This is a genomic window from Sphingopyxis sp. LK2115 (genome assembly GCF_014595975.1).
Taxonomy (GTDB): domain Bacteria; phylum Pseudomonadota; class Alphaproteobacteria; order Sphingomonadales; family Sphingomonadaceae; genus Sphingopyxis.
Genome location: NZ_JABWGQ010000060.1, coordinates 259,692 through 279,368, shown reverse-complemented (window position 1 = coordinate 279,368; position 19,677 = coordinate 259,692). Strand labels below are relative to the sequence as shown.

General features: G+C 66.6%; 20 protein-coding genes. 7 read left to right on the top strand and 13 right to left on the bottom strand.

What is annotated here, in order from left to right:
* Nucleotides 1–47 precede the first annotated feature (47 nt).
* The 5 genes from HUW43_RS15450 to HUW43_RS15430 all read right to left on the bottom strand — a co-directional run bounded on the left by HUW43_RS15450 (nt 48) and on the right by HUW43_RS15430 (nt 5,207).
* Entirely contained in the window at nt 48–2,231 is a 2,184-nt protein-coding gene (locus HUW43_RS15450; RefSeq protein ID WP_188238228.1) for a PQQ-dependent dehydrogenase, methanol/ethanol family, read from the bottom strand.
* 285 nt (nt 2,232–2,516) lie between these two features.
* Nucleotides 2,517–3,356 carry a type I methionyl aminopeptidase gene (gene map / locus HUW43_RS15445; protein ID WP_188238227.1) on the bottom strand — a complete coding sequence of 280 codons (840 nt, stop codon included), beginning with the start codon at nt 3,354–3,356 and terminating at the stop codon, nt 2,517–2,519.
* A 59-nt stretch (nt 3,357–3,415) separates the two neighbouring features.
* Entirely contained in the window at nt 3,416–4,177 is a 762-nt protein-coding gene (locus HUW43_RS15440; RefSeq protein ID WP_188238226.1) for a hypothetical protein, read from the bottom strand.
* Nucleotides 4,178–4,208: 31 nt separating this feature from the next.
* Nucleotides 4,209–4,673, bottom strand: coding sequence for a Fur family transcriptional regulator (locus HUW43_RS15435; RefSeq protein WP_188238225.1), 465 nt, complete (start codon nt 4,671–4,673; stop codon nt 4,209–4,211).
* A 99-nt stretch (nt 4,674–4,772) separates the two neighbouring features.
* A complete protein-coding gene (locus HUW43_RS15430; RefSeq protein ID WP_188238224.1) occupies nt 4,773–5,207 on the bottom strand; it encodes a MerC domain-containing protein in 435 nt (144 codons plus the stop codon).
* Between the two features lie 171 nt (nt 5,208–5,378).
* Between HUW43_RS15430 and HUW43_RS15425 the strand changes: the two genes are divergently transcribed.
* The 3 genes from HUW43_RS15425 to HUW43_RS15415 all read left to right on the top strand — a co-directional run bounded on the left by HUW43_RS15425 (nt 5,379) and on the right by HUW43_RS15415 (nt 9,152).
* Nucleotides 5,379–6,902 (top strand): fumarate hydratase, encoded by a 1,524-nt coding sequence (locus tag HUW43_RS15425; protein WP_188238223.1) that lies wholly within the window; start codon nt 5,379–5,381, stop codon nt 6,900–6,902.
* Nucleotides 6,903–7,161: 259 nt separating this feature from the next.
* The gene (locus HUW43_RS15420) at nt 7,162–8,700 is read left to right on the top strand and encodes a M20/M25/M40 family metallo-hydrolase (RefSeq protein ID WP_411157952.1); all 1,539 of its coding nucleotides are present in this window, start codon (nt 7,162–7,164) and stop codon (nt 8,698–8,700) included.
* Nucleotides 8,697–9,152, top strand: coding sequence for a VOC family protein (locus HUW43_RS15415; protein WP_188238222.1), 456 nt, complete (start codon nt 8,697–8,699; stop codon nt 9,150–9,152). Before HUW43_RS15420 ends, HUW43_RS15415 begins: the two co-directional genes overlap by 4 nt.
* Before the next feature lie 150 nt (nt 9,153–9,302).
* Here the strand turns inward: HUW43_RS15415 and HUW43_RS15410 are convergent, their stop codons facing one another.
* Nucleotides 9,303–10,472 carry a DUF481 domain-containing protein gene (locus tag HUW43_RS15410; RefSeq protein ID WP_223181578.1) on the bottom strand — a complete coding sequence of 390 codons (1,170 nt, stop codon included), beginning with the start codon at nt 10,470–10,472 and terminating at the stop codon, nt 9,303–9,305.
* A gap of 128 nt (nt 10,473–10,600) precedes the next feature.
* On the opposite strand from HUW43_RS15410, the gene HUW43_RS15405 reads away from it, so the two are divergent.
* The gene (locus HUW43_RS15405) at nt 10,601–10,876 is read left to right on the top strand and encodes a hypothetical protein (protein ID WP_188238221.1); all 276 of its coding nucleotides are present in this window, start codon (nt 10,601–10,603) and stop codon (nt 10,874–10,876) included.
* Nucleotides 10,877–10,942: 66 nt separating this feature from the next.
* Nucleotides 10,943–11,668 carry a 2OG-Fe(II) oxygenase gene (locus HUW43_RS15400; protein WP_188238220.1) on the top strand — a complete coding sequence of 242 codons (726 nt, stop codon included), beginning with the start codon at nt 10,943–10,945 and terminating at the stop codon, nt 11,666–11,668.
* A gap of 6 nt (nt 11,669–11,674) precedes the next feature.
* Here HUW43_RS15400 and HUW43_RS15395 read toward each other — a convergent pair whose 3' ends face one another.
* From HUW43_RS15395 to HUW43_RS15385, 3 genes are all read right to left on the bottom strand, one after another.
* Nucleotides 11,675–12,799, bottom strand: a complete 1,125-nt coding sequence (locus HUW43_RS15395; protein ID WP_188238219.1) for an MBL fold metallo-hydrolase — start codon at nt 12,797–12,799, stop codon at nt 11,675–11,677.
* A gap of 3 nt (nt 12,800–12,802) precedes the next feature.
* On the bottom strand, nt 12,803–13,471 hold the full coding sequence (locus HUW43_RS15390) for a DUF1013 domain-containing protein (protein WP_223181577.1): 669 nt from the start codon (nt 13,469–13,471) through the stop codon (nt 12,803–12,805).
* A 211-nt stretch (nt 13,472–13,682) separates the two neighbouring features.
* Nucleotides 13,683–14,681 carry an NAD(P)H-quinone oxidoreductase gene (locus HUW43_RS15385; RefSeq protein ID WP_317450879.1) on the bottom strand — a complete coding sequence of 333 codons (999 nt, stop codon included), beginning with the start codon at nt 14,679–14,681 and terminating at the stop codon, nt 13,683–13,685.
* Between the two features lie 101 nt (nt 14,682–14,782).
* On the opposite strand from HUW43_RS15385, the gene HUW43_RS15380 reads away from it, so the two are divergent.
* Nucleotides 14,783–14,980 carry a DUF1192 domain-containing protein gene (locus HUW43_RS15380; RefSeq protein ID WP_188238217.1) on the top strand — a complete coding sequence of 66 codons (198 nt, stop codon included), beginning with the start codon at nt 14,783–14,785 and terminating at the stop codon, nt 14,978–14,980.
* A 19-nt stretch (nt 14,981–14,999) separates the two neighbouring features.
* Here the strand turns inward: HUW43_RS15380 and HUW43_RS15375 are convergent, their stop codons facing one another.
* The 4 genes from HUW43_RS15375 to HUW43_RS15360 form a co-directional block, all read right to left on the bottom strand.
* Nucleotides 15,000–15,599 carry a DUF4230 domain-containing protein gene (locus HUW43_RS15375; RefSeq protein ID WP_188238216.1) on the bottom strand — a complete coding sequence of 200 codons (600 nt, stop codon included), beginning with the start codon at nt 15,597–15,599 and terminating at the stop codon, nt 15,000–15,002.
* Nucleotides 15,596–16,516 (bottom strand): MBL fold metallo-hydrolase, encoded by a 921-nt coding sequence (locus tag HUW43_RS15370; RefSeq protein ID WP_188238215.1) that lies wholly within the window; start codon nt 16,514–16,516, stop codon nt 15,596–15,598. The genes HUW43_RS15375 and HUW43_RS15370 overlap by 4 nt, the downstream gene beginning before the upstream one ends.
* Nucleotides 16,517–16,790: 274 nt before the next feature.
* Nucleotides 16,791–18,473, bottom strand: a complete 1,683-nt coding sequence (locus HUW43_RS15365; protein ID WP_188238214.1) for a M56 family metallopeptidase — start codon at nt 18,471–18,473, stop codon at nt 16,791–16,793.
* On the bottom strand, nt 18,470–18,838 hold the full coding sequence (locus tag HUW43_RS15360) for a BlaI/MecI/CopY family transcriptional regulator (protein WP_188238213.1): 369 nt from the start codon (nt 18,836–18,838) through the stop codon (nt 18,470–18,472). Before HUW43_RS15360 ends, HUW43_RS15365 begins: the two co-directional genes overlap by 4 nt.
* A gap of 456 nt (nt 18,839–19,294) precedes the next feature.
* On the opposite strand from HUW43_RS15360, the gene HUW43_RS15355 reads away from it, so the two are divergent.
* Nucleotides 19,295–19,669, top strand: coding sequence for a glycine zipper 2TM domain-containing protein (locus HUW43_RS15355; RefSeq protein ID WP_120218694.1), 375 nt, complete (start codon nt 19,295–19,297; stop codon nt 19,667–19,669).
* The last annotated feature ends 8 nt before the right edge of the window (nt 19,670–19,677 follow it).

Genomic DNA, 19,677 nt, shown 5'->3' with positions numbered 1-19,677 from the left:
AGGGCATCGTGACATGGCAGTGTTCCGCCGCGCCAAGGCGCTGGCGCTCATCGTCCCACCGGCTGGGAAGCATCGGGCAGATTGGCCTTGGTCCAGTTGGACCGTTCGATGACATAGGCACGGATCGACTCGGCATCGGCGGGAGCGAGCACCTTGGCGAAACTGACCATGCCGCGGTCCTTGAGCGCGCCGTCGATGATCACGGCCTTCCACGCGTCGGCGTTGGCCAGCGTGCCCGAGATGCGCAGGTCAGGGGTGAAGCCGTTGCCGATCGCGCTGTCGCCGTGGCAGACGATGCAATAGCGCCCAAACAGCGCCTTGCCCGTGGCCACCTGCGCCGCGGTGCCGAACGGCGGCGGCGGGTTCCACGCGAGCGTCGTCGTTTTCGGCAGCGCGGGCAGCTGCGCCGTGCCGCCAAGCTTCAGCACGACGAGGCGCGGGATGTTGGGCAGTTTGCGCGTCACGCCGCCCGCCACCCCGGCGACGAGCGGAAAGGCGCCGCCCTTGCTCGTCTGGAAGGCGACATATTGCACGCCGCCGACGCGGAAGGTCGAGGGCGCGCTGACGATCCCCGACTGCATGTCGAGGTCGAGCAATTGCTTGCCCGTATCGGCGGCATAGGCGCGGAAGCGGCCGGTGCTCGTGCCCTGGAACACGAGGTTGCCTGCGGTCGTCATCGTGCCGCCGTTCCACGCCGCGGGATGGTCGACCCCCCACGCGACCTTGCCGGTGCGCGGATCGAAGGCGACGAGGCGGCCCGTGGTCGCCGCCACCGCGGCGCGATACGCCGCCTTGTCGTCGGGCATCATGGTGCCGGTGAGCGAGGTGCCGACATTGAACCCCAACAGCTTGCGCCGGTCGAGCGCGTTCATGTCGGCGAGATAGGCCTGCGGAATCTGCTGCGCCGGGATATAGACGAGCCCCGTCGCGGGATTATAGCTCATCGGGTGCCAGTTGTGCGCGCCCAATGCGCCGGGGATCGCGATAAAGGGCTTGCCGGTCTTGTAGAAGCGCGCCTGGGGATTTTCGATCGGGCGCCCGGTGGCCAGGTCATAGCCGCTCGCCCAGTTGATCCCGTCGACGAAGGGCTTGGCGTCGATCAGCTTGCCGGTCGCGCGATCGATCGTGAAGAAAAAGCCGTTCTTGGGCGCATGATACAGCACCTTGGTCGGCCGGCCGTCCACCGCCTGCTCGGCGAGGATGATCGGCTGCGTCGCGGTATAGTCCCACGTTTCCGCCGGGGTTTCCTGATAATGCCATTTATAGGCGCCCGTCGTCGCATCGAGCGCGACGATGGACGACAGGAACCAGTTATCGCCCACGCCGTTCGAGCGCGTGCCATGATTCCACGGATTGCCGTTGCCGACGCCGAGATAGATCTGGTCGAGATCCTTGTCATAGACGATCGCGTCCCACACGGTGCCGCCGCCGCCCGACGTCTGCCACTCGCCCGTGTCGGACCAGGTGGCGTTGCCCTTCGACGCGAAGATGTCGTCCGACGCCGCGCCGTCCCTTTCCTTGTTCGGGTTCGGCGCGGTGTAGAAGCGCCAGCGCAGCTTGCCCGTGTCGGCATCGTAAGCGGTGACATAACCGCGCACCCCGAATTCGGCGCCGCCGTTGCCGATCAGCACCATGTCCTTCACGACGCGCGGGGCGCCGGTGATCGTATAGGGCTTTGACGCGTCGAAGGTCTGGGTCGACCACAGCTCCTTGCCCGTTTTTTTATCGAGCGCGATCAGCCGCCCGTCGAGCGCGCCGACAAAGAGCTTGTCGCCCCACACGGCGACGCCGCGGTTGACGACATCGCAGCAGGCGTGGACGGCGCGCTCGCCCGGAACCTGGGGATCGAACTTCCACAGGGGCCTGCCGGTCGCGGCGTCCCACGCGCTGACCTTCGACCAGGCGTGCGTCACATACATCACGCCGTCGACGACCACCGGCGTCGCCTCCTGCCCGCGCGCATCCTCCAGGTCGGCGAACCAGGCGATGCCGAGCTCGCCGACATTCCGGTCGTTGATATCGGTAAGCGGGCTGAAGCGCTGCTCGTCGTAACTGTAGCCGATCGCGCCCCAATCGTCGCCATTGCCGCCGGTCTTGAGCAAGGTCTCGCTCGCCTTCTCGGCATCGTCGAGCGATCCGGCCGCGACGGCTTCATCCTTCGATGCGTTGCATGCCGCCAGTGCCAGAACCGCACAGCCCAGCAGCGCGGCCGAAAAGACCCGTTTCGCCATATCGCTCTCCCGTTCGACGCCTATGCTTGACGTTAACGTCAAGACTGCGCGCGATGCGGCGCGGGTGCAAGAAGATTTCGCGCAGAGACCGCAGAGGAAAAAAGCGATTCACGCTGAGGCGCCGAGGATGTTTTTCCAGGCCGGAAGGCCCCATTTTCCCGCCGCCTTCTGAATGATGCAATCAAAGGGGCCATAAGGCCGCGTCGCGTCCGACGCTGTTCCTGCGCGTTTCCGCGCGAACAAAGCGCTGCCTGATCTGCGATCGCTGCGCGAAACCGCCTTCGCTTAGCCCCAGGGGGGCGCGTTCAGCCCCTTGGGGCTCGCGGTAAAAATCTCGCACCCCGTTTCGGTGATCCCGATGCTGTGTTCGAACTGCGCCGAGAGCGAACGGTCGCGCGTTACCGCGGTCCAGCCGTCATTGAGCATCTTCACCGCATATTTGCCGGTGTTGATCATCGGTTCGATCGTGAAGAACATGCCGGGACGAAGCTCCGGCCCGGTGCCGGGACGCCCGGCGTGGACGACTTCGGGCGCATCGTGGAACATCTGGCCCAGCCCATGCCCGCAAAAGTCGCGCACCACCGAATAGCGGTGGCGCTCGGCATGCGTCTGGATCGCGTGCGCGACGTCGCCCATGCGGTTGCCGGGCTTCGCCTGCTCGATGCCGAGCATCAGACATTCATAGGTGACTTCGACCAGTCGCCGCGCCTTGATCGGCACCTCGCCGACCAGATACATGCGGCTGGTGTCGCCGTGCCAGCCGTCGACGATGCTGGTGACGTCGATGTTGACGATGTCGCCCTCGCGCAGCGGCTTGTCGTCGGGGATGCCGTGGCACACGACATGATTGATGCTGGTGCAGCAGCTGTGCGTAAAGCCGCGATAGCCCAATGTCGCGGGGATGCCCCCGCCCTCGATCATCATCGTGCGGACAAGGTCGTCGATCGCCGCGGTGGTCACGCCCGGCTGGACGAAGGGGACGAGCGCGTCGAGGATTTCAGCCGACAAGCGCCCCGCCTTGCGCATCCCCGCAAAGCCCGCTTCATCGTGGAGCTTGATCGTGCCGTCGCGCACACGCGCCGGGGCGGCCGCGTCGTCCGCGGTTATCGAGACATAGTCATACATGACCGCCGATATAGGCGATGTCGCGCCGAATTGCGAGCGCCCCAATCATCCGGCAAGCGTCATCCGGTCAGCGGCTGCCCGCGTGCAACCGCCCGCCAGCTTCCCGCCAGGGCGAGCGCAAGCAGCAACAGCCAGCCCCCCGCCGCCGAGGGGATCAGCATCCACGCAAAAGCCGCCGGGGTGATGATCGCCATCGCGGTCGGGATCGCGGCAAGGATCGCGAGCGTCCCGAACAGCGCCCACCAGCGCCCGAACTGCGTCGCCGCGACGCCGATCACGACATTGGTGAGCGCGAGCAGGCCGAACTTCGCCGCGACCGGATAGGGCAGGGTCGCCATCGCGGGCGAATAATCGCCCGCGGTAAAGGCCGCCTGAATGTCGAAAAGCAACCAGTTTTCATAGGCGTCGCACAGCGCCGCGGCGAGCGGGAGCAAGGTCGCGGCGAGCAATGCGCGCAACCGAAGCTCGCGCCACAGGGCAAAGCAGCCGCTGCCGAGGAAAGCCGCATACAGCAGCATGTAAAGATAGTCGCGTTCATTGCCCGTCCGCATCGCGGCGAGCCGCGCGACCTGCTGCGGATCGGTCTCGGTGCCGAAAATCGCCTCGAGGTCGGCCTGCCCCGCCGCAAATTCAAAGGCGAGCACCGGCGCGCCATAGCCCGGCGCGATGTCGTGCCCGGTCTGCGGAAAAATCTGCGTCAGCCATGCCCCGAACGCCAGCACCGCAAGGCCGAACCCCAGCGTCCAGTGCCAGGCGCGCGTCGGCGCGGGCGGCCGCGCCCGTTCGGCCTCGATCCATTGCTGAAGCCCCCCGAACGGCATTCAACCGTCCGCTGATGCAGCGCGGTTCACCCTATTGGCACTCGGCGCATTTGCCACGCACCTCGATCACCGGACGCTCGGCGGCAAAGCCGGTTTTTTCGGCCGCGGCGCGCACCCCGGTGGAAAGCTTGTCGTCGTCGACATGCACCGCCGTCCCGCACGAATCACAGATCAGGAAGATGCAGTCGTGCAGGCATCCAGGGTGGCTGTTCGCGACAAAGGCGTTGGCGCTTTCGACCCGGCGAACGAGGTTGTTCGCCACGAACAGGTCGAGAATGCGATAGACGCTGTTCGGCGCGACGCGCTTTCCGCGTTTCTGCGAAACGATGTCGGCGATCTCATAGGCGCTCGCGGGCTTGCCGATGGCCGCGACCGCGCCGAAAATCTCGGCGCGCATATCGGTCCACGCCTCGCCCGCACCTTCGAGCGCGGCCCGCGCCGCCTTGGCGAGCGAGGCGCCGCTGGCTTCGACGTGCGGATGGTCATGCTGGCCCATGGCGGCTCCTCTCGCGCGGCAAATCCCGCGCCGACCAGGACAATCTATGCTCTTTAAGGGGTGCCCGCAAGCGTCGGACCGCTCCGCTTTGGCGCCGGGTCAGCCCCGCGCGCGGCGGTTGAGGTCGTGGCCGAGCGCGACCACCGCGACGCCGATCATCGTCGCGATCACTTCGCTGCCGTCGTGCGGCCGCGCCAGCGCGCCCGCCATCATGCCCAGCCCGAAGCTGCCGACCGCGAAGGGCATCATATAACCGTGGCTGAGCACCCCCGCGACGAGCGTGATGAGCGCAAAGCCGATCGCGACGATCAGCCCGATTTCGTGGAACAGATGATTGTCGAGGAACACGCCGCCGACCGATGCGATCGACGCGAAGAAGATCGTCGTCGCAAGGCAGTGGACCAGGCACAGCCCCGACAATCCGATCGCCAGCTGATCGCCCGACAGCGACGTCAACGGCCGCGACCCGCGCGCAGCCCGAACCAGCGCGCCGACGCGCGTCAGGACAGGGGCTGGGCTGGCGACTTGGGTCACCCGATTCTCCGTTACGGCAATGATCGAAGGGGATATGGCATAACATGACCAAGGTTACAACATCACATTACGCCGGATTTCGCCTTTTGCGCACACGCCAAACCCCTTTGCGTCGCGGCCCGCCGGGTCTAGGGAGACGCCGAATCCCGTCAAAAGGGCGAAAGGCTGCACATGAACACCGTCATCATCCGCGAAGACGATCTGATCGAAACGATCGCCGACGCGCTCCAGTACATCAGCTATTTTCATCCGATGGACTATATTCGCGCGCTCGCCGCTGCCTATGAACGCGAAGTGTCGCCCGCCGCGAAGGACGCGATGGCACAGATATTGTCGAACAGCCGCATGTGCGCCGAAGGGCATCGCCCGATCTGCCAGGATACCGGCATCGTCACCGTCTTCATCAAATGGGGCATGGACTGCCGCCTCGACAGCCAGCGCAGCCTTCAGCAAGTTGTCGATGAAGGCGTGCGCCGCGCCTATCTTCACCCTGACAACAAACTGCGTGCCTCGATCCTGGCCGACCCCGCGTTCAGCCGCGTCAACACCAGGGATAACACGCCCTCGGTGCTCAACGTCGAAATGGTCCCCGGCGCCAAGGTCGTGATCGACGTCGCGGCGAAAGGCGGCGGCAGCGAGAATAAGTCGAAGTTCAAGATGATGAACCCCAGCGACAGCATCGTCGACTGGGTGCTCGAAATGGTGCCGCAAATGGGCGCCGGCTGGTGCCCGCCGGGGATGCTCGGCATCGGCATCGGCGGCACGGCGGAAAAGGCGATGCTGCTTGCCAAACAGTCGCTGATGGACCCGATCGACATGACCGAGCTGCTCGCGCGCGGGCCGAGCAATCCGACCGAGGAACTGCGCATCGAGCTTTATGAAAAGGTCAATGCACTTGGCATCGGCGCGCAGGGGCTGGGCGGTCTTTCCACCGTGCTCGACGTCAAGATCGCCGACTGGCCGACGCACGCCGCGTCGAAACCCGTCGCGATGATCCCCAATTGCGCCGCAACAAGACATGCGCATGTGACGCTCGACGGCAGCGGCCCCGCCTATCTCGAACCCCCGGTGCTCGCCGACTATCCCCAAATCGACTGGAAACCCGACACGGCGGCGATCCGGGTCGACCTCGACAATCTCACCCCCGAAGTTGTTGCGAGCTGGAAACAGGGCGACCGTTTGCTCCTCAACGGCAAGATGCTCACCGGCCGCGACGCCGCGCACAAGCGCATCGCCGACATGCTGGCGAAGGGCGAGGAACTGCCCGTCGAGTTCAAGGGCCGCGTCATATATTACGTCGGCCCGGTCGATCCGGTGGGCGAAGAAATCGTCGGCCCCGCGGGTCCCACGACCGCGACGCGCATGGACAAGTTCATGGACATGATGCTGGGGCAAGGCCTGCTCGCCTGCGTCGGCAAGGCCGAACGCGGCCCCGCCGCGACGCAATCGATCGCGAAGCACAAAAGCGCCTATCTGATGGCGGTCGGCGGCGCCGCCTATCTGGTGGCGCGCGCGATCAAGGGCAGCAAGGTCGTCGGCTTCGCCGACCTCGGCATGGAAGCGATCTACGAGTTCGAGGTCCGCGATTTCCCGGTGACGGTCGCGGTCGACAGCGAAGGCCAGAATGTCCACGTCAACGCGCCGAAGCTGTGGCAACAGCGGATCAGGGACGAAGGATTGCTGGCGGGGGTGTGATGAGAAGTCGCTCTGCGACTTAATCTGACTATTTGGAGCAGGGTCCGGTTATCTGACTAAAGGGGTGTTCTCTTTGATTCGGGAGAACACCAATGCCTCACGACGATCGCCTGTCCCGCCCGCATTTCCGCGTTCAACGACGCGGCCTGACATTCCCTTCCCCATCGCCCCGGCGAAGGCCGGGATATTGCCGGTGCCGCCTTGCCAAGTCGTTCGATATAAAGAACACTCCCCGCAACGCAGCCATAGCAGGGGACGCATGATGGATATTCGTGAGCTGGACCGACTGAACCGCCGCGAGCTGATCCGCGGCGCCGCCATGCTCAGCGCCGGCGCCGCGTTGATGCGGCCCTTACCCACAATCGCTGCCGATGGGCCCATGGCCGCGATCCGCAAGGCCGCTGAAGCGGGCAAGGCCGCCTCGATCCAGCGCATCCGCGACTGGATCGCGCTGCCGTCGATTGCCGCCGAAAATCTGAACATGGCCGAAGGTGCGGCTTTCATGGCGGAGCTCGCGCGCGACGCGGGCTTCACCAATGTCGAGATCGTCCCCACCGACGGCCATCCCGGCGTGTTCGGCACGATCGACGTCGGCGCCCCGCGCACGCTCGGCATTTATTTCATGTATGACGTGAAGCAGTTCGATGCGTCCGAATGGTCGTCGCCGCCGCTCGAAGGCAAGATGGTCGACCGCCCCGGTTTCGGCCGGGCGATCATGGGCCGCGGCGCGGTGAACCAGAAGGGACCGGAGGCCGCCTTCCTCGCCGCGCTCCACGCCATCCGCGCTGCAAAGGCCAAGCTGCCGGTCAATATCGTGCTCGTCTGCGAAGGCGAGGAGGAGATCGGGTCGCCGCACTTTCGCCAGATCGCGACCAAGCCCAATGTTCTGGCCGCGCTCCGGAAATGCGAGGGCATCTTCATCCCCTTCGCCTCGCAGGGTCAGAACGGCCATGTCACGGTCAATCTTGGTTCCAAAGGCATCATCGAACTCGAACTGGTCGCGAGCGGCGAAAAATGGGGCCGTGGACCGAAAAAGGATGTGCATTCGAGCCTGAAGGCGATGGTCGATTCCCCCGCATGGCGGCTGGTGCAGGCGCTGCAAACGCTGGTGACCAGGGACGGCAATACGCCCGCGATCGATGGCTGGTTCGAAAATGTCCGCCCGCTCACGACACGCGAAAAAACGCTGATCCGCGAGGCCGCCAAAGCCGGCGACGAAGCCGCGCAGAAACAGGCGCTCGGCGTCACCCACTGGATCGACAACCTCACCTATGACGACGCGCTGATCCGGCTGGCGCAGCAACCGACGGTCAATATCGAGGGGCTGGTCGCGGGCTATACCGGCCCCGGCGGCAAGACGATCCTGCCCGGCCGCGCCGTCGCCAAGCTCGACCTCCGCCTCGTCCCCAACCAGACGCGTGCGGAGGCCGAACAGAAGCTGCGAGCGCATCTCGACAAACATGGCTTCACCGATGTCGAGATGAATGTTTCGGGCGGCTATGACCCCACCGAAGTCGCCGAGGACAGCCGCCTCGTCCGCTCTGAACTCGCAACCTACAAGCGACTCGGCGTTGCGACGAGCCTCAACCCGCGCATGGCGGGCAGCTGGCCGGGCGTGACCTTTACCGCGCCGCCGGTGTCGATCGCCGCCGCCCATTTCGGCATCGGACACGGGTCGGGCGCGCACGCCCCCGACGAATATTTCCTGATCGATTCGACCAATCCCAAGGTCGCCGGGCTGGTCGATGCGACGATGGGTTTCGCCGAATTCCTCTATGTGCTGGCCGCGATAAAATGAACGATCTCAACGGCGTCGCGCATGTCATCCTGACCGCAGGCGACTTTGCGCGCTCGACCGCCTTCTGGCGCGACCTCATTCGTTATCTCGACCTCAAGATCGTGCTCGACAGCGACGCGATGCTTTACGGCGTCGGCGGGCGCACCGCGATCGGCATCCGCACGCCCAGCGCGGAGAATGTCGGCAAACGCTTCGACCAGGGTGCGCCGGGGCTGCACCACGCCTGCTTCCGTATGCGCGATCGCGATGCGGTCGACCGCCTCTACAGCTTTTTGAAGGATCGGACCGACATCGGGATCGTCCACGGCCCGCAGGAGGAACCATGGGCGCCCGGCTATTATTCGATCCTCTTCGAGGATCCCGACGGCATCCGTATCGAGTTCAACCACGTTCCCGGCGCCGGGCTGCTGGCCGAGGGCGAAACGATCGGCGGCGCCGAGGTCTTCGATTGAGCAGGATGCGATAACAGCCCCCGCCAAAACCTTGTTCCGGCGAACGCCGGTTTCTCGCCGTGCGCCAGATCGGCAACGCTTCAATTCCATTCGTGTCGGGCGAAGTCGGGAAACGAACGGGCAAATGGCTCTGATCAAACGCGCGCCGCGCTAAAACCCGTAAACCAGGGTGAAGCGCGTCATCGTGTCGACCGTTTCGACCCCCGGCGGCGGGTCGCTGTCGATTTCGGCCGAATAGGAAAAGCGTGCCGACAAGGCGCCGGTCAGCTTGGCGTTGAGCGCGGTCAGCGCGCTCGTCGAGGTATTGCGCCCTCCGACGATCGTCGAGGCAAGCTGCGTCAGGCGCAAGGTCGGCGACACTTGCCAGCCGAAATCGAGCCCCGCAAGCCCGGTGAGTTCGCTGTCGTCGATACCGCGGCCGGGAATATAATCAGTGTCGCGCCACGCCGGCCCCGCCTTGACGCTCAGCGCCATTTTCTTGTCGGCGATCAATTTGTAGCCCAGCCCGGCCGAGGCGTTCCAGCGCGCGCCGAACCCCAGGATGCGGTCGCGTTCCCAGCGGCCGAGGCCATAAGCGAAGGCGCTCTCGCTGACCTCGATCTGCGGTTCATATTCGACCAGATAGCGTTCGACCGACGTGCGACCGTTCGTCCGCTGATAATCGGCCTGCGCGCGAAACCGCTGGTCCCAGTGCAGCCCCTTGCGCGTCAGGGCAATGCCCAGGCTGAGCCCCGATGATTTGGTGTTGCCCGTGCTGTAGGAGGCGCCGATTTGCCCCTCGCCCTTCCAGTTCTGCCAGAATTTCGCCTGCGCGAGCTTCGCCCGCGCCGCCGCGGCTTCGGCTGCCTTCTCCGCCGCGCGATCGGCGCGATATTGGGCAAGCAGCGCGTCAATCGCCGCGGCCTGATCGGGCAGCGTCGTCCTGGCGAGCTTGCCCACCGCCTCGACATCGGCATCCTTCTTGCTCGCCATCGCCGCGGCGAGCATCTGGCCGACCGGGTCGGCTTGTTCGCCGCCCTCGCGCACGGCCTTCGCCGCCGCGATCATCGCGTCGATGTCGCCGATCGAGCGCGGATTGGTTGCCTTCGCCAGCGACACGACGGTGTCGATGTCGCGTTTTTGCCCGCTGTCGATCGCGGCCGCGATCATCGCGCGCACCGGGTCGGGCAGCGGCAGCGGGGTGGTTTCGGACAGCAACGAAGGAACCATCGCCGGAACGATCAGCGGCGAGACAGTCGGCGCGGCGGGGGCGGCAAGGGCTGGCGTGGCAGCGCCCGCGACGAGCAGGACGATGGCGGCGTGGCGCGAAAATAAGGTCATCCAACAGGCCCTTCGCCGGGGAGAGAGGTGGCGTTTCGAGCGACAGGCGGATCGGCACGCCTGCACCACGCCGTTCATAGGCCGAAATCCGCTGGCATTTCCACCCCCGACACCCCATCTGCAATCCTATGCTGATTGCCATCATCGCCATTTTCTGCGCCGGGGTCGGCAATTTCGCTATGCACCGCGCCTTCATGGAATGCGACGATCCGCTGGTGCAGCAGATGGTCCGTCCGCTCGCCGACAAGGTCGGACCGCACGCAACCTATGTGTTTGAGTTTCTGCTGCTCGTCGGTGCGCTGGCGATCGCGACGCGCAGCGCCGTCACCGCCGCGATCCTCTATGGCCTATACACGCTGTTCAACGCCATGGCGTTCAGCTGGATCATGCGGCGCGGCGATTGATCCGGCGGCGGTTTTGACCGCAAGAAACGGGGCGCATCGTCGCCGCGCACAAGCCACGGCACGCGAATGACGAGTGCAATCGAAACCGACATCGCCGCCCGCGTCGCGGCGATCGACTGGGACGCCGCGGCAACCGCGCTCGACGGCGCCGGATGGGCGATGCTGCCGGGACTGCTCGGCGACGCCGAGTGCGACGCACTCGCCGCCAGCTATGACACGCCGCCCCTCTTCCGCAGCCACATCCAGATGGTGCGCCACGGGTTTGGCCGCGGCGAATATCGTTATTTCGCCTATCCGCTGCCACCGCTCGTCGCCGCGCTGCGCCGCCGCCTCTATGCACAGCTCGCGCCGCTCGCGAACCGCTGGCACGAACGGATGGGGCTGCCCGCGCGCTTTCCCGCCGACCACGCCGATTTCCGCGCGCGCTGCCACGCGGCGGGGCAGCGACGGCCGACGCCGCTGCTGCTGCGCTATGGCGCCGGCGACTATAATTGCCTGCACCAGGATTTATATGGCGAGCATGTGTTTCCCGTGCAGGTGGCGGTGCTGCTGTCGGCTCCGGGCGGGGAGTTCACCGGCGGCGAGTTCATTCTCGCCGAAACGCGGCCGCGGATGCAGTCGCGCGCCGTCGTCGTCCCGCTGGCGAAGGGCGACGCCGTGATCTTTGCGGTCCATGTCCGTCCGGTGCGCGGGTCGCGCGGCGATTACCGCGTCGCGATGCGCCACGGGGTCAGCGAAATCCGTTCCGGACGGCGGCACGCGCTGGGCGTGATTTTCCACGACGCCGCCTGAGCGGTTTCACGCCACGCCGTGATACCACCACACGCCGCCGCGATCCTCGCGCTTCACCCGCCCCTCGACCTCGAGCCGCTTGAGATGCGCGAGCGCCTCGCCGGTCGCCAGGCCGCGATTATGCTCGCCGATCGGGCGATTGAATAGCAGCGGAAAGGTGTCGACCGCGCGCATCGGCGCCTTCGCCGCCGCTTCGGCTAGATTATAGAGCCGCATCCGATGTTCGTCGCGCAGCGCCATCAGCCGGACGTGCAACCCCTTGAAAGGCTCGCCATGCGCGGGACAGACAGTGACGTCGGCGGGAATGATGCGCAGCAGCTTGTCGATCGACGCCAGCCATTCGCCCAAGGGATCGGCGTCGGGTTCGGTGATATTGACCGACACGTTCGAACTGATCCGCGGCAACACCTGGTCGCCCGAGATCAGCACGCCTTCGGTCTCGTTCCACAGGCACGCATGTTCGGGGCTGTGCCCCGACCCCGTGACGACCCGCCAGCGATGCGCCCCCATGTCCAGAAGGTCGCCGTCCGCGATCCGCACATAGGATCGCGGCAGGGTGAAGATCATCCGCTGGAACATGTTCCAGCCGCGCCCGCGCTGCGCCTCGATCGCCGCTGCGTCCCAGCCCGCGGCGCGCGACTGTGCCAGCGCCTCTTCGGGCGCACTGTCGGCCGAATCGGCAACGATCGCCCGCGCGGTGAGCATTTCGCCACGCGTCATCCACAGCTTCACGCCCTGCTTCTTGGCGATCCAGCCGGCCAGGCCGATATGGTCGGGGTGCAGATGCGTGCCGATGACGCGCGTGATGCGCCGATCCTTGAGCGCGCCCGCATAGAGCGCCTTCCACGCGTCCGAGCACATAGTCAGGCAGATGCCGGTATCGACCACCGCCACGCCGTCATGGTCGTCGAGCAGCCAGCTGTTGATATGGCCGAGCGATCCCGGCATCGGGATGCGCGCCCAGCTGATCCCGTTGGCGATGCGGATCGTCTCGCCCGTGCCCGGCGCGGCCTTGCCCCACGGATAGGTCAGGCCCGCATGGCTCGTTGCGGTAAAGCTGTCGTCCTGGGTCAGCGAGGCGTCCGGCGAGCCGGTGGCCGCCGGGATATTGTCCTCGTCCGCCCCCGCCATGCCTCAGCCTTCGTCGTCGGCGTCGGTTTGCGCCACTTCGGCAGCGCGCGCTTCATTCGCCGCGGTGCGTTCGGCGCGCAATTCTTCTAGCAGCGCTTCGCGGTCACCTTCGAGGCGGCTGTCCTCGGGCGCCTTGATACCCGCCTTCTTCGCGGCCTTGGCGACGACGGCGTCGAGTTCGCGCTGCGAGCAAAGGCCCAGCGTCACCGGATCTTTCGGCACGATGTTCGCGCTGTTCCAGTGGCTGCGGTCGCGGATCGCGCCGATCGTGTTGCGCGTCGTGCCAATGAGCTTGCTGATCGCGCCGTCGGACACTTCGGGATGGTTCTTCAGGATCCAGGCGATGCCGTCGGGCTTGTCCTGCCGCTTGCTGACCGGCGTGTAGCGCGGCCCGCGCGTGCGGCGAATCACGTCCTGCGCCTGCGCGCTCATCTTGAGCTTGTAACTGGGGTCTTTCTGCCCTTTTTCGATTTCTTCCATCGACAGCTCGTGCGCGCGCACGGGATCGCGGCCGGTATATTTGGTCGCCGCGGTCTCGTCGGCGATCGCCTGCACTTCCAGGATGTGAATGCCGCAAAATTCGGCAATCTGGCCGAAAGTCAGCCCGGTGTTGTCGACCAGCCAGGCGGCGGTCGCATGCGGCATCAGCGGGGTCGGATTGGCATTGGCCATGACGGAAACTCTCCAAGCGGAAATAATAAGGGCCGCCCCTCGCGGGGCGGCCGTCGGGCGGAGGTTTAGACCTTATTCGCGTTGCGCGCAAGCTCAGGCCGATGGCGCGCCAAACGACGTCCTCGCGCAGCCAGTCGCAAACGGCCCGCCGCGGGCGGCAGGGGCTGCCCTGCGCTTGCACAGGCGGGCGTGCCCGATTGGGCCCCTGATCCTAAACCGTAAGCACGATCTTGCCGACATGCGCGCCCGCCTGCATCCGCGCGTGCGCGGCGGCTGCGTCGGTCAGCGGGAAGCTCTGGTCCATTGCCGGCTTCCACGCGCCTTCGGCAAGGCGCGGCCACAGTGTGCGGCCGATCTCGTCGGCGAGCAGCGCCTTGAACTCCGCGCTGCGCGCGCGCAGCGTCGATCCGGTCAGCGTCAGGCGGCGGCGCATCACCTGCGAAATGTCGATCTCGACCCTGGCGCCGCGCTGAAAGGCGATGGATATATGGCGCCCGTCGTCGGCAAGGCAGTCGAGGTTGCGCGGCACATAATCGCCGCCGACCATGTCGAGCACGGCGTGAACCCCCGCCCCGCCGGTAACGGTCTTGACGGCCTCGACATAATCCTCGCTGGAATAATCGACCGCATGGGTTGCGCCCAGGGCCCGCGCCGCCGCACATTTTTCCGCGCTGCCGCAGGTGACGATCACCTCGACGCCGAACAGGTTGCAAAGGCCGATAGCGGTCGTGCCGATACCGCTGGTGCCGCCATGGACCAGTACCGTTTCACCCTCCCGCACATAGCCGCGCTCGAACAGATTGTGCCACACCGTAAAGACGGTTTCGGGCAGCGCCGCGGCCTCGGCCATCGAAAAGCCCCGTGGCACCGGCAGACAGCTTCCGGTCGGCGCGACGCAGAACTCGGCATAGCCCCCGCCCGCCACGAGCGCGCACACCGCCTGACCCAGCATTTCGGGATCGCTCCCCGGTCCGACGGCAACCACCGTGCCCGCAACCTCCAGCCCCGGCAGGTCCGACGCGCCCGGCGGCGGCGGGTAAAAGCCCATGCGCTGCAGCACATCGGGGCGGTTGACCCCCGCAGCGGCGACGCGGATCAGCACCTCTCCCGCGCCGGGCTGCGGCACCGGCCGCGTCGCGGGCTGCAACATTTCCGGCCCCCCCGGCGCACTGATGGCAACGGCGGTCATTTCTGCTGGCAGGATGGTCACGCTTTATTCCCCCACTGGCCCGGTTCCCTACCCCCTGACGCGCCTTATTGACAGTGCGGCGACACGGGTCAACAGTCGCGCATCATTTCAGGAGGATGGCCATGGACGACGACGAGCTTCCGCGCCGCCGCGACGATATATTGGCCGCGCTCATTCGCCAGCCGCTCGATCCGCTGTCGCTGGACGAGCTGGACGCGCGCATCGCTACGCTGGAAACCGAAATCGAACGCGTCCGCGCTCACCGTCGCGCCGCGACGAGCCAGAAAGCTGCGGCCGAGGCGTTGTTCCGCAAAAGCTAGGGTCAGGACCCGTTAGTTCCTACTCGAAACGCGCCGTCACCGTGGCGTCGATACCCGCGGCCTTCAATGGCATGGCAAAGCTTTGCTCGATCGCGGCGCGCGCCGCGCCTTCGGCAAGGCGCATCGGCGTTGCGCCGCGTGCCTGCCGGATCAGTTCCTCCTGCGCCGCCTTGCGATTCGCGGCGTCGAGCGAGGCCTCGGCATCGGTCAGGGTCAGCAGGATTTCGCCGTCGCGATATTCGCTGATCGCGTCGATGTCGATTTCAGGCCCGGCAAGCCGCAGCGCCGGCAGCGTCACGGTCAGCGCATTGGTCGCACCGTCCCATTCAAGGTCGGACTGTTCCAGGCGGCCGAGATCGAGTTCGTAGCGCACCGTCCCCGGCATGATGAGCGTCTTTTTCGCGCTCAGCCCCAGCCGGCTCTGCGTCGACGTCACCACCGCGACATAGCGCGCGGTAAAGGGAACAAGGACATTCTGCTCCTTCAGCCCCTCCAGGCTGGCGGCAACGACCGTCTGCGGATCGTAACCGCGCCGCCACTCGGTCCACGCGCGCCAGCCGAAGAAGAGCGCGAGCGCCAGCACCACGACGATCGCGGCGCGGAACAATCCCCGGCTCATGCGACCAGCCTCCAGCACTCGTCCTCGCGCACGACGCGGCCGCGTGCCTCGAGGTCGATGAGGTGCGCGAGCACCGAACGGCCGGCGGCGCCGGTCAGCCGCGGGTCCAGCCCCTTGTACATATGTTTCACCATGTCGGGGATCACGCGCGTGCCCCTTTCGAGTTCCCGCAATATCTGCCGTTCGCGCTGCTTGCGGTGGCCAAGCATCCCGCGGACAAGCTGTTTGGGTTTGGTCACCGCGGGGCCGTGCGCGGGATAATAGACGCGGTCGTCTCGCTCATAAAGCTTTGACAGGCTCGCCATATAGGCCGCCATGTCGCCGTCGGGCGGGCTCACCACGCTGGTCGACCAGGCCATGACATGATCGCCGGTGAACAGCGCGCCGGTTTCGACCAGCGCGAAACAGAGATGATTCGACGTGTGCCCCGGCGTCGCGACCGCCTCGATAGTCCAGCCGTCGCCCGCGATCCGTTCGCCGTCCATCAGCACGCGATCGGGCGCATAATCGGGGTCGAACGCCGAATCGGCGCGCGGCCCGTCGTCGGTCAGCGCGAGCGGCGCGCAGCCGACGATCGGCGCGCCGGTCGCGGCCTTCAGCGGCGCCGCGGCGGGCGAATGATCGCGGTGGGTGTGGGTGCACAGGATCGCCACGACGCGCTGGCCCTCGACGGCACGCAGGATCGCATCGACATGCCCCTGGCCATTGGCGTCGGGCGGATCGCCGACGCTCATCCCGCTGCCCGTCGGGCCGGGGTCGATCACGGCGACGTCGCGCCCCGCCCCGACGATCCACGTCTGCGTTCCGGTGAAGGTATAGGGCGACGGGTTGGGCGCGAGCACGCGGCGCACCAGCGGCTCGTGCTGCTCGCACTCGCCGGCGCGGATGCTGTCGGGCCAGGGTTTCTCTCGGCTCATGCCTTCAATGTGGCATCGCAGCGGAAGGAACGAAAGGGGCAGCGGCGATGATTTCACATCATGGCAGCATTCGACCCAAAGCGGCCATGACCAAATGAAAGCCCCTGCCCTTCAGGGGGACTGGAACGGCCGCCACGACTGCTCCCCGCCCCGAAACCGCCGTCCCGCCCGTGCTGTCGGCATGAAAAAGGGAGCGGCACCGGCCGCCCCCTTTCCCCGCCCCCGTCGCCGACCCCACCGGGGAGCAAGGATCGGCGTCGAAGCAGGTCCGGCGCTATTCGCCGGATTTCTCGATTTCGGCGATCGCCTTGTCGATGTCGGCGGCCACCTTGGCGCGCAGCTCGTCCGACAGTCCGCGCGCCTGCTCGCCCTGGGCGAACGCCTCGCGAGCCTTTTTCAGCGCCGACACGCGCAACGCCCGGACTTCGGCAGATTCGCCGCATCCCAGCACGACGACATGGTTGCGCGTGCCGCCCTCGCTGCTCTTGCGGTCGACGACCGGCGCGGCCTTGCTGCCATCACGGCACCTGCCAAGCATCATCGCCTTGCCGTCACCCGACCAGGAAATCGGCGGGACCGGAGGCATCGGAGGCATCGGAGGCATCGGCGCCAGCGCGGCGTGGAGCCGTTCCTTGCGCTTCGCTTCCAGCTTGTCGGCGATCGCTTCGGCGCGCGCACCGGTGATGCCCTGCTCCTTCAGCGTCGCCAGAACATCTTCGCGCGACAGGCTGCCCGGCATGCGGATCTCGAACCGCTGCGCCCTGGTCTTGCGATCGGCGGGCGCATCGGCCGCCTTGCCGTCCCGGTCATCGTCATGGCGGATCACGATGCGGCGCACCTCGCGTCGCTTGCCGTCGTCGGATGTCGACACCGTTTCGTGCACATCCTCATCGATACCGGTAAAGACCATCACGTCAGGCACGGCCGGCGCTTCGGGCGCCGACGGCGCATCGGACGCAGCCGGGGGAGCGGGCGGCGCCGGAATATCGCCTGGCGGTGTCGTCGCCGCGGCGATGCCTGACGGAACCAGCGTCGCCGTCGCGCCAAGCACCGCCAGCGCCGCGCCGCCGATCAGCAACCGGCCGGCGACGCCGCGCCGCTTTGAAATATCCCGCTTCGTCAACATCGTCAGCCTCTCCTGCAAATTGTCGTGAACCGCCATGGGCGCCGCCAGCGCCAGCCGCGGGCCGACCGCGGCCTTGACGATCGCGGTCGCATAATTGGCCGCGCGGTCGTGCCGCCCCGCATCGTCCGTCATCGTCAGCACGCGCGCATCGCACGCCGCCTCCTGGTCGAACTGAAAGGCGCGGATCGCACGCCAGGCAAAAGGATTGAACCATTGCGACGCAAGCAGCACCAGCGCGGCGGCATTGGCCCACAGATCGCCATGGCGGTGATGCGACAGCTCGTGATCGACCGCGAGCGCCCGCTCTTCGGCGGCATAGCGGGCAAAGAAATCCTGCGGCACCGCGACGACGCGCTGCAACAGCCCGAACGCCACCGGCCCATCGACCGCATCGGTCATCACCAGCCGGATCGACCCGACGGGTTCGAGCTCGACCGCATCCTTCAGCACCGCGGCGCGAAAGCGCAGATGCGCCAGCACTGCCGCGCCAATCACCGCGATCATGCCCGCTGCCCACGGCACGACAAGCCACGGCAGGACATCGGCCAATGTCCAGACAGGCGCCACAGCGTCGGTCGTCGCGGCGACATCGAGGGGCAGCGCCAGCGTCGTCCCCGCCTCGACCGGCACCGCGACGGGCGCGGCCACCGGGTCGGCAAAGGGGAGCGGCGGCAGCACGAGCCGCAGCGCGGGAATCGCCCACAGGCCATAGGTCAACCGCGCGCCGAAATGGCGGGCGAAGGGCTTGCGGACCAGCAGCACCGCGACGACGAGCAGCGCGGTGGCGAGCAGCGTGTCGCTCCACGCTTCGATCAGCAGCGCGCCGCTCACGACTTGAGCCTTTTCAAAAGCGCCTCGATCTCGGCGATGTCGGCATCACTCAACGCCTCGCGGGCGGCAAGATGCGCGATCAGCGGGCTGACGCGGCCGCCGAACAGCCGGTCGACGAAGCGCTGCGATTCCTCGCCGACCGCCTCGGCGCGCCCGATCGCGGGGCGATAGCGATAGCGACGGCCATCGGCCTCGGCGGTCACCGCGCCCTTGTGGACCAGCCGCGCGAGCAGCGTCTTGACCGTCGCCTGCGTCCAGCCATTTGCGGCCCCGACGCGTGCCGCAAGATCGGCCGCGGTCTGCGGGGCTTCGTCCCACAGCGCCGACAGCACCTGCATCTCTGACTCGCTTGCTCGTTCTGCCATGCGGACCCCTCCCATTGGCTTCGTCGACCGTGACACGACTACAAATGTAGTCAATGGGCTGAACGCTGGCTGAACAAGACGAACCGCGCTTGCCGCCTGTCTGTCGGGATTTTTGACACCGGCGGGCCGCGGTAAGGAATCGCTAACCAGCAATGCCCGCCCGAATCCGCGTTCGCGTCGATCTGGCACGGCAATTGTATGGTTTGGGTTGTTCCCGAGTGTTCCGCTCAAATGGAGCGGTGGGGGGCATCGGTCTGGTCCCTGATGCCCCCTGCCCCCACTCCGGAAATCCCCACTTACCCCCATGCAAACGGGGGGCGGAGCGGCCGAACGGCCCCGCCCCCCGGACGCTTTTGCCCGCCCCTTGCATCACATCGGCGGAACATAGTCCGTTCATCGCGCGTTCCGGCTGGCGGATTAGGATGTCGGTCGCCGACAAATAAAGGGAGCAACGACGTGAAACGCATTTTTGCCGCAGCACTTCTCGCCGCCTTGGCGTTGCCGACCGGCACCGCCTATGCCGATCCGCCGCCCTGGGCGCCCGCGCATGGCAAGCGGGCAAAGGATCGCGCCATCTACGACAGCTATGGCCGTTATTACGAGCCGCGCCGCCTGTCGCACAGCGACCGCATCTGGCGCGGCCGCGACGGCCGCTATTATTGTCGCCGCGACAATGGCACCACCGGCCTGATCATCGGCGGCGCGGTGGGCGCGCTCGTCGGGCGCGAACTCGACGGTGGCCGCGACCGCACCGTGGGCACGATCATCGGCGCCGCCGGCGGCGCGCTGCTCGGCCGCGCCATCGATCGTGGCGAACTGCGCTGCCGCTGAGCCGTTTG